This window comes from Pseudomonas sp. CVAP#3, assembly GCF_018986375.1.
Taxonomy (GTDB): domain Bacteria; phylum Pseudomonadota; class Gammaproteobacteria; order Pseudomonadales; family Pseudomonadaceae; genus Aquipseudomonas; species Aquipseudomonas helvetica.
Window position 1 is genome coordinate 1 of sequence record NZ_JAHMSC010000036.1, and the last position, 8,052, is coordinate 8,052.

Here is an 8,052-nt window from a genome sequence, read left to right on the forward strand (position 1 = left end):
TGATCTGCCCACCTTCAACCACCGAACCATTCGCCGTCAGGCTCAGGCCGGTGTTATCGATCGAATCGGTGATCGTCGTGACCGCCGGCGTCGTGCTCGGGGTCAACTGCTCGAAATTGCCGCCAGTGGTGCTTTCAATGGTGGTGCTGACGGTGCTGCCGTTTTTGTAGACGTCGTTGGCCGGGGTGTCGACCACCACCGAGCCGCTGGTCTTGCCGGCCTCGATGTTGATCACGGCACCGTTCGACAGGGTGACGCTCATCGCGGTACCGGCCGGATTGCTCAGCGTCGCGGTGTAAGTGATCTGACCGCCTTCGGTAATCGTGTTGTTGGCGGTGAGCGTCAGGCCGGTGTTGTCGATCGAGTCGGTGATGGTGGTGACGGCCGGGGTGGTGCTCGGGGTCAACTGCTCGAAGTTGCCCCCCGTGGTGCTTTCGATGGTGGTGCTGACGGTGCTGCCGTTTTTGTAGACGTCATTGGCCGGGGTATCGACCACCACGCTGCCGGTGGTTTTGCCGGCTTCGATGTTGATCACCGCGCCGTTCGACAGGGTCACGCTCATCGGTGTGCCCGCCGGGTTGCTCAGCGTGGCGGTGTAGGTGATCTGGCCGCCTTCGGTAATGGTGTTGTTGGCGGTGAGCGTCAGCCCGGTGTTATCGATCGAATCGGTGATCGTCGTAACGGCTGGGGTGGTGCTTGGGGTCAGCTGCTCGAAGTTGCCACCGGTGGTGCTCTCGATGGTGGTGCTGACGGTGCTGCCGTTTTTATAGACATCGTTGGCCGGGGTATCGACCACCACCGAACCGCTGGTTTTACCGGCTTCGATGTTGATTACGGCGCCATTCGACAGCGTGACGGTCATCGGTGTGCCCGCGGGGTTGCTCAGCGTGGCGGTGTAGGTGATCTGCCCACCTTCAACCACCGAACCATTCGCCGTCAGGCTCAGGCCGGTGTTGTCGATCGAATCGGTGATCGTAGTAACGGCCGGAGTGGTGCTCGGGGTCAGTTGTTCGAAGTTGCCGCCAGTGGTGCTTTCGATGGTGGTACTGACGGTGCTGCCGTTTTTGTAGACGTCGTTGGCCGGGGTGTCGACCACCACGGAACCGGACGTTTTGCCGGCCTCGATGTTGATCACCGCGCCGTTCGACAGGGTGACGCTCATCGCGGTACCGGCCGGATTGCTCAGCGTCGCGGTGTAGGTGATCTGGCCACCTTCGGTAATGGCGTTGTTGGCGGTGAGCGTCAGCCCGGTGTTATCGATCGAATCGGTGATCGTGGTGACCACCGGCGTGCTGCTCGGGGTCAACTGTTCGAAGTTGCCGCCGGTAGTGCTTTCGATGGTGGTACTGACGGTGCTGCCGTTCTTGTAGACGTCGTTGGCCGGAGTGTCGACCACCACGGAGCCGGTGGTTTTACCGGCTTCGATGTTGATCACGGCGCCGTTGCTGAGCGTGACGCTCATGGCGGTGCCGGCCGGATTGCTCAGGGTCGCGGTGTAGGTGATCTGACCGCCTTCGGTAACCGAACCGGTCGCCGTCAGGCTCAACCCGGTATTGTCGATCGAATCGGTAATCGTGGTAACGGCTGGTGTGGTGCTTGGCACCAGGTTTTCAAAGTTGCCACCGGTAGCCCCGGTGATGGTGGTGCTGACCGTGCTGCCGTTTTTGTAAACATCGTTCGCCGGGGTGTCGACGTTCACCGTACCGGTGGTTTTGCCGGCTTCGATGGTGATGGTCGAGCCGTTGGACAGGGTCACGGTGACCGGCGTTTGCGCCGGGTTGGTCAAGGTTGCGGTGTAGGTGATCTGACCGCCTTCGGTGATGGTCGAGCCTGCCGTCAGGGTGACGGTGGTGGTATCAATCGTGTCAGTGACCTGTGTGACGGCGGGCGTCGGATCGACGGTCAGCACCAGGCCGCCGCCACCGGTGGTGCCGGTGACATTGACGGTGATCTGGTGCGGGTCGTTGTAGACATTGTCATTCGGTGCCAGCGGAACATTGACGCTGCCGCTGACCTGGCCGGCCGGGATGACGATGACCGAGCCATTGGACAGGGTGATACTCAGGTCAGTCAGCGGCGCCCGGGTGACGTTTGCGGTGTAAACCAGCACACCACCGGCTTCGGTGATGGTCGATGTAGCACTGAGGCTCAGGGTCGAGCCAACCAGCACGTTGGTGCCGTTATTGGTGTTCTGGCCACCCGTAGTGACGTCGGCGGCGGAAGTAGTTGCACCAATGCCTGCGGTCGGAAAACCAATGGTCGGGGCTACGCGGGCAGCTGTTTCGTCCAGTGCCACGAAGCTGTGGCCTCCGCCAGCAGCACCACCCGTGCCTGTTGCAGTCGGGCCTGCGGCGGCGGCTTCTATATCAGTGGTCGGGTCGACGCCCGCGAGGATGGCTTGTTGCAGTTCTGCTACCGAAGGCGCGGCTTGCGCAGTGGCTTGTGCCAAGTCAGTGCTGGAGTCCGGAGCGCTGCCGCTCCACTGGGTATCACGGCCCAGGTCCAACGTGCGACCGTCGGCCAGTTCAAGCGTCACCGCGCCCGTCGGACCGGTATCGAGCTGGTCACCCGTGAACAGTCGGTCACCCTCAATCAGCACACGTCTGATGCCTTCCGGGGACACCGCGAAAACTTGACCAACAATGCTTTTGACGATGGCAACAACACTGCTCATTGAGGACTCTCCAAGTGTTCCGTTCAGTAGGCTTCCATAGACCTGAAGAGGCCGTCTGCCAATTCAGTCTGGACGTACTTTCAAAGTGGGGCGCATTAATTTGACGCTACCGCGTCAATAATTTGGCTTGTTTTTTTCGCGATTAACTTTGTGCCAAACTATTGACCTTCTGGGTGCCATCCTAAACAATCGCCCCGGTAATGTCACATTGATATTTGTGTGACGACCTGCCGGCAGCGTGTGACCCAGTTCTGGTTTTTAACTTTCCGACATACGGTCATTTCGGTTGCCATTTTCCGTCGCAGCACTGCGATCTGCTGTGATTTGAGACAAGAAGTCCAGGGAAATTCTTATATGCGCTCACACCTGTTCAAGGCTCTACCATTTGTTCTTGCTGCCAGTTTTGTACAAGCTCAAACCCTGCCTCAAGCCATGCAACAAGCACTGGATGTCCACCCGGAAATCCAGGCTGGCGTGAACAGTCGCCTTTCCGCGGACTATCAGCTCAGAGCTGCTCAGGGTGGCTACCTGCCAAAGGTCGATCTGCTTGGGGGGTATGGTCGTGAAGGCACTGACAACCCGACCACTCGTGCTGGCGCCGGCAACAATCATTGGGAAACCTTGAACCGCGGCGAGTCGAGCGTGCGTTTGCAGCAAATGGTGTTTGACGGTTTTGCGACATCCAGCGAAGTCGGGCGTCAACAAGCCACCGTTAACTCCCGCGCCTATTCATTGCTGGGGACTTCCGAGCGCACGGCACTGACTGTGGCCCAAGTTTACCTCGACGTGCTGACCCGTCGCGAGTTCGTGCGCTTGGCCGAAGAGAACCTGAAGAGCCACGAACGGATTTTTGACCAGATCAAACTGCGCACCTCGCGTGGCGTGGGCAGCGGTGCCGACCTCGATCAGGCCGAAGCGCGTATGGCCCAGGCCCGCAACAACCTGATCACTGAGCAGACCAATCTTGCGGACGCCGAGACCAACTTCCTCAGCGCCGTGGGTCAGATGCCCGATCAACTGGAGCGTCCGGCACCCTTCCTTGCGCTGCTGCCGGCGAACCTGAATGAAGCCCGCCAGCAAATGCTCGAAAACAGCCCGGTACTGCGTTCCGCCGAGTCCGATATTGCCGCGGCCGAGAAGCAGTACGATGCTGCCAAGTCGACGTTCTACCCACGTTTCGATGCCGAACTGGGCCGCACCGCCGACAATAATCTGGATGGCATGGTCGGTCATAACAATGAATGGCAGGCCATGTTGCGCATGCGCTTCAACCTGTATTCCGGTGGCAGCAACAAAGCTGACCTGGAATCCAAGTCTTATCTGTCGAACCAGGCGCTGGATATCCGCAACAACGCCTTGCGCGTGTTGAACGAAGAGTTGGGCCTGGCATGGAATGCCCTGAACAACGCCAACGCCCAAGTGCCGATCGCTCAGCAATATGTCGATCGCAGCAGTGCCGTGCGCACCGCGTATCAGCAACAGTTCAGCTTGGGTCAACGTACTTTGCTCGACTTGCTCGACAGCGAGAACGAACTGTTTACCGCTTCCCGTCGTCTGGCGGATATCAAAAACATTCAGTTATTTACTCAATATCGAATCAAGGCGACCATGGGCGAATTGCTCAAAAGTCAGGGTGTAGTTGCACCCATGGCTTCCGTCGTGTCGAACGATGTGAAGACCAAGGTCCAACTGCCCGGCATGAATTGAGCAGATCCTTCTAGTTAGTTAGCCAAGAGTGCCAAGCGTGGAATCAGAAGCCAGTCGAGTTCATCTCCGTCATGATCCACGCGCGTTGCACGACGATCCGTTACTGGACGGCCTGCTAGCCCTCTGCACGCTGCACCAGAAACCGGCGAGCGCGGCGATGCTGACCACCGGTCTGCCATTGCCCAAACAGCGCCTGAGCGTCGAGTTGCTCCCGCGTGCGGCGGCCCGCGCCGGCCTGCAAGGGCGGGTGCTGCAACGCAAGCTGGCGCAAATTCCGGCGATTGCCATGCCGGCACTGTTGCTGCTCAAGGATGGTCGCAGTGCCGTGCTGCTGGGCTGGCTCGGCGATGACCAGGCGCGTCTGCTGCTCAGTGAAAGCGATGGCGGTGAAGTTCACGTCAGCCGCGAACTGCTGGCTGACGATTACACCGGGCAAGCATTTTTCGCCCAGCCTCAACATAAATTCGACGTGAACCACGGCACGCTGATCCCGCGTGCTCGCTCCTGGTTCCGCGATACCCTCAAGCGCTCGCGCTGGCTGTATGTCGACGCCATCGCCGCGAGTTTCCTGATCAACATCATCGCCATGGCCGCGCCGCTGTTCGTGATGAACGTCTACGACCGCGTGGTACCGAACCAGGCCGAAGCGACCCTGTGGGTGCTGGCTCTCGGCATCACCGGGGCTTACCTGTTCGACCTGGTCCTTAAAAGCCTGCGCAGTCTGTGCCTGGACCTGGCCGGCAAAAAAACCGACCTGATCATTTCCGCGACGCTGTTCGAGCGGATCGTCGGCATGGCCATGAAGTACCGCCCGGCGCGGGTCGGCAGCTTCGCCCAGAACATCCACGAATTTCAGAGCCTGCGCGACTTCCTCGCTTCGCTGACCCTGACCAGCCTCATCGACCTACCGTTCACCTTGCTGATTTTCCTGGTGATCGCCCTGCTGGGCGGGCACCTGGTGTGGATTCCAGTGTTGGCGTTCCCGATTGCCCTGCTGATCGGCTACGCGTTGCAGAAGCCGCTGGTGGCGACCATGGAGCGAACCATGGCGCTGGGGGCCGAGCGCCAGTCGAGCCTGATCGAAACCCTCGCCGGGCTTGATGCGGTGAAGGTCAACAACGCTGAAAGCGAGCGTCAGTACCAGTGGGAGCAGACTATCGGGACCCTCAGCCGCCTCGAGCTGCGGGTGAAAATGCTCTCCGGCCTGGCGATGAACATCACCTTGCTGATCCAGCAACTGGCGGGGGTGATCATGATCGTCTTCGGGGTTTACCAGATCATTGCCGGCAACCTCAGCATGGGCGGCCTGATCGCCTGCTACATGCTCAGTGGTCGGGCCCTCAGCCCGCTGGCGTCGTTGTCCGGTCTGCTGACCCGTTATCAGCAGGCGCGGGTCACCATGACCTCGGTCGACCAGATGATGGAACTGCCGCAAGAGCGCAACTTCGAAGAGCGCCCGCTGAGCCGCAAAGTCCTGCAGGGTGGCATCGAGTGTCGTCAGTTGAGCTTCACCTACCCGGGTCAGCAGAATCCGGCGCTGAAGAACATTAACCTGATCATCAAACCGGGTGAAAAGATCGGCATCATCGGCCGCAGCGGCTCGGGCAAGAGCTCGCTGGCCAAACTGCTGGTCGGCCTGTATCAGCCGGACGATGGCGCGTTGCTGGTGGATGGCGTGGATATCCGGCAGATCGATGTCAGCGAATTGCGCCACAACATCGGCTATGTACCGCAGGACATCCAGTTGCTCGCCGGTACGTTGCGCGACAACCTGGTGTCCGGCGCCCGCTACATGGAAGACGAACTTGTTCTGCAGGCTGCTGAACTGGCCGGCGTGCATGAGTTCGCCCGTTTGCACCCACAAGGTTACGAGTTGCAAGTCGGCGAACGCGGGCAAAACCTCTCCGGCGGTCAGCGTCAGAACGTGGCCCTGGCCCGTGCCCTGCTGCTCAATCCGCCGATCCTGCTGCTCGACGAACCGACCAGCGCCATGGATAACACCGGTGAAGAACGCTTGAAGCAACGCCTGCAAGCCGTCGTAGAGAACAAGACCGTGGTGCTGGTGACGCACCGGGCTTCATTGCTGTCGCTGGTCGATCGGTTGCTGGTGATCGATCGCGGGCAAATTCTGGCCGATGGTCCAAAAGCCTCGGTGATGGAAGCGTTGAAGAAGGGGCAGATCAGTGTTGCTTAAGTCCGGAATGCGCGACTCGATCCGCCGCTACTTCAAAGGCTCAGAATCGCTGCAAGGCCAACCCTTGCCCGAGGTGAACAAGGCGCTGATCGAAGACGCCCCGCGGGTGGTCCGCTTGACCATCTGGGCCATCATCGGCTTCTTTCTGTTCCTGCTGCTGTGGGCCAACTTTGCGGTGATCGATGAGGTCACCAAAGGCGATGGCAAGGCGATTCCATCCTCCAAACTTCAGAAAATCCAGAACCTGGAGGGCGGTATCGTCGCAGAACTCTTCGTTCGCGAAGGGCAAATCGTCGAAGCCGGTGCGCCGTTGATTCGCCTGGATGACACGCGCTTTCAGTCCAACGTCGGCGAAACCGAAGCCGACCGTTTGTCGATGTTGCTGCGCGTGGAACGCTTGAGCGCGGAAGTCGACGACCGCCCGCTGAGCTTTCCTGACGACGCAATGAAAGCTGTGCCCGGTCAGGCCGCCAGCGAAAAATCACTCTATGAGAGCCGTCGCCAGCAATTGCACGATGAAGTCGGCGGCCTGCAGGAGCAACTAATCCAGAAACAACAGGAGCTGCGCGAATTCACCTCCAAGCAGGCGCAGTACCGCAGCGGTCTGGCGTTGCAACGTCAGGAAATCAACATGTCGGAGCCGCTGGTGGCTCAAGGCGCGGTATCGCCGGTGGAAGTGCTGCGGCTCAAGCGCGCTGAAGTCGAAACCCGTGGCCAACTGGATGCCACCACGTTGGCGATCCCGCGTGCCGAGTCGGCGATCAAGGAAGTGCAGCGCAAGATCGACGAGACCCGTGGCAAGTTCCGCAGTGAGGCGCTGACTCAGCTCAACGAGGCCCGCACCGACCTGAACAAGGCGAAGGCGACCGGCAAGGCGCTGGAAGACCGCGTCAGCCGGACACTGGTGACCTCGCCGGTGCGCGGTATCGTCAAGCAGCTGCTGGTCAACACCATCGGTGGCGTGATCCAGCCCGGCAGCGACATGGTCGAAATCGTGCCGCTGGATGACACCCTGCTGGTGGAGGCGAAGATTCGTCCGCAAGACATCGCGTTTTTGCACCCGGGCCAGGAAGCCATCGTCAAGTTCACGGCCTATGACTACACCATCTATGGCGGCCTGAAAGCCAAGCTGGAGCAGATCGGCGCCGACACCATCACTGACGAAGACAAGAAAACCACCTACTACATGATCAAGCTGCGCACTGACCGCAGTCACCTGGGCACCGATGAAAAACCCTTGCTGATCATTCCGGGCATGGTCGCCTCGGTGGACATCATCACTGGCAAGAAGACCATCCTCAGCTATCTGCTCAAGCCGATCATCAAGGCACGGGCAGAGGCGCTGCACGAGCGTTAGTTTCCGGTAGGGCTGATGGCATCGATGATCGATCATCGTTCCCACGTTCTGAACTGACCCCCAAATGTTGGACACAACCTTTGGGGGTGTCATGGGGAAGTACACAGAGCAAGCAAAACT

The 8,052-nt window shown here is 59.8% G+C and carries 4 protein-coding genes; 3 read left to right on the forward strand and 1 reads right to left on the reverse strand.

The window, feature by feature from the left end; all coding sequences use genetic code 11:
- On the reverse strand, positions 1-2,674 hold a 2,674-nt coding region (locus KRR23_RS28775; RefSeq protein ID WP_216745205.1), incomplete at its 3' end, for a retention module-containing protein.
- A gap of 354 nt (positions 2,675-3,028) precedes the next feature.
- Here KRR23_RS28775 and KRR23_RS28780 point away from each other — a divergent pair.
- Genes KRR23_RS28780 through KRR23_RS28790 form a run of 3 tightly spaced genes read left to right on the forward strand, consistent with a single transcriptional unit; the run spans position 3,029 to position 7,932 of the window.
- The gene (locus KRR23_RS28780) at positions 3,029-4,381 is read left to right on the forward strand and encodes a TolC family outer membrane protein (RefSeq protein ID WP_216745206.1); all 1,353 of its coding nucleotides are present in this window, start codon (positions 3,029-3,031) and stop codon (positions 4,379-4,381) included.
- 37 nt (positions 4,382-4,418) lie between these two features.
- Complete coding sequence (locus KRR23_RS28785; RefSeq protein WP_216745207.1) at positions 4,419-6,575, forward strand: type I secretion system permease/ATPase; 2,157 nt, start codon at positions 4,419-4,421, stop codon at positions 6,573-6,575.
- Positions 6,565-7,932, forward strand: coding sequence for an HlyD family type I secretion periplasmic adaptor subunit (locus tag KRR23_RS28790; RefSeq protein WP_216745208.1), 1,368 nt, complete (start codon positions 6,565-6,567; stop codon positions 7,930-7,932). Before KRR23_RS28785 ends, KRR23_RS28790 begins: the two co-directional genes overlap by 11 nt.
- Positions 7,933-8,052 lie beyond the last annotated feature (120 nt).

Excerpts from the sequence above, each read along its gene's own strand:
- KRR23_RS28780 (WP_216745206.1), top strand. The coding sequence starts at position 3,029 with ATGCGCTCACACCTGTTCAAGGCTCTACCATTTGTTCTTGCTGCCAGT.